This window comes from Teichococcus deserti, assembly GCF_001982615.1.
GTDB classification, from domain to species: Bacteria; Pseudomonadota; Alphaproteobacteria; order Acetobacterales; family Acetobacteraceae; genus Pseudoroseomonas; species Pseudoroseomonas deserti.
The window spans coordinates 1-405 of record NZ_MLCO01000585.1 but is presented as its reverse complement, the minus strand read 5'-3'; the positions used below and the strand labels follow the sequence as shown (position 1 = coordinate 405).

1 pseudogene is annotated in these 405 nt (G+C 74.8%); it reads right to left on the bottom strand.

Annotation, left to right across the window (positions count from 1 at the left end):
* Window positions 1-405 (bottom strand): annotated as a pseudogene (proA, locus tag BKE38_RS30210) (glutamate-5-semialdehyde dehydrogenase); the annotation flags it as partial.

Here is a 405-nt window from a genome sequence, read left to right as displayed (position 1 = left end):
GCACCGGCACCCGCGCCTCCTCCATCACCCGGGTCACCAGGCTCTTGCCGCCGCGCGGGATGATCAGGTCGATCAGGCCTGCCGCGCGCAGCATGGCGCCGACGAAGGCGCGGTCCTGCGTGGGGGCGATCTGCACCGCGGCCTCGGGGAGCGCCGCTTCGCGCAGCCCGTCCAGGATGCAGCCATGGATGGCGGCGGCCGAGCGGGCGCCCTCGCTGCCGCCGCGCAGGATCACCGCCGAGCCCGCCTTCAGGCAGAGGCCCGCGGCATCCGCGGTGACGTTGGGCCGGCTCTCATAGATCATGCCAATGACGCCGAGCGGCTGCGCCACGCGGCGGATCACCAGCCCGTTGGGGCGGGTCCATTCCGACAGCACGCGGCCCACGGGGTCGGGCAGCGCCGCGA